Source organism: Komagataeibacter kakiaceti JCM 25156 (assembly GCF_000613305.1).
Window position 1 is genome coordinate 1 of record NZ_BAIO01000650.1, and the last position, 1129, is coordinate 1129.

Consider the following 1129-nt stretch of genomic DNA (forward strand, 5'->3'; position numbering starts at 1 on the left):
GCGGCGTGCGGCGCAACCTGCCGCCCCGCCATGGCGGCTTTACCCAGAAGACCAGCGTGGGCGGCCACCGCCTGTTCCTGCGCACGGGGGAATACGCCGATGGTTCGCTGGGCGAGATCAGCCTGACCCCCACGCGTGAAAGCCCCATGGTCCGTGGTCTCATGGACACGCTGGGCCAGGCGGTCAGCATCGGGCTGCAATATGGCGCGCCGCTGGAAAGCTATGTCGAGGCCTTCGCCTACAGCCATTTCGGCCCCGCCGGCACGGTGGAGGGCGATCCTGTTGCATCCTACGCGACATCCATGCTGGACTACGCCTTCCGCGCCCTGTCCGACGCCTATCTGGGCCGCAGGCTGCCGGACGCCCCGCATGAAGACACGATGGCGGAAAGTCCGGCCCCCATGCTGCCGCTTGACCTGCCCGAGTCCGGCCATGACGATGGTGACGATACGCCCCCCCGGCGGCGTGGACTGCGGCTGGTTGGCTGATGCCAGCCCCGCCCCGCCGCCCCAGATACAAGGATGACCGAGATGCCTGACAAAACCCCCGAACAGCGCCTCAAGCAGCTTGGCATCGTGCTGCCCACGCCCGCCGCGCCCGTGGCGAATTACGTGGCGGCCGTGCTCAGCGGGTCCATGCTGACGGTCTCGGGGCAGTTGCCGCTGGTTGACGGCAAGCTGCTGACCACCGGCAAGCTGGGTGACACCGTTGCGGTGGAACTGGCGGTGGAGGCCGCGCGCTACAGCATGATCAACGTGATCGCGCAGGTGAAGGCCGCCATTGGCGACCTGTCACGCGTGCGGCGGGTGGTGCGGCTGGGCGGGTTCATCGCCTGCACGCCGGACTTCACGCAGCATGCCACCGTCATGAACGGGGCGTCCGACCTGTCGGTGGCGGTCTTCGGTGATGCGGGACGCCATGCCCGCTCCACCGTGGGCGTGCCCTCGCTCCCGCTTGATTCGGCGGTGGAAGTGGAAGGCCTGTTCGAAATAGGCTGAGACCCCAGCCACACCGACCCGAGGGAGCCCGTCATGATCCAACCGCCCCGCACGGCCCGTGCCCCGGTGCGCCGGTCATGACCGGCCCCGTCATGACCCTGCACCGCGTGATAGCCGAAATCCCGGCGCGG

The 1129-nt window shown here is 68.6% G+C and carries 2 protein-coding genes; both read left to right on the plus strand.

Annotated features, from left to right (window positions below):
- On the plus strand, nt 1–488 hold a 488-nt coding region (locus tag JCM25156_RS17565), incomplete at its 5' end, for a TSCPD domain-containing protein (protein ID WP_025814191.1).
- A gap of 42 nt (nt 489–530) precedes the next feature.
- Entirely contained in the window at nt 531–998 is a 468-nt protein-coding gene (locus JCM25156_RS17570; protein WP_025814192.1) for a RidA family protein, read from the plus strand.
- Nucleotides 999–1129 lie beyond the last annotated feature (131 nt).

What these genes read in the sequence shown, in the direction of transcription:
- JCM25156_RS17570 (WP_025814192.1), top strand. Translation starts at nt 531, where the DNA reads ATGCCTGACAAAACCCCCGAACAGCGCCTCAAGCAGCTTGGCATCGTG.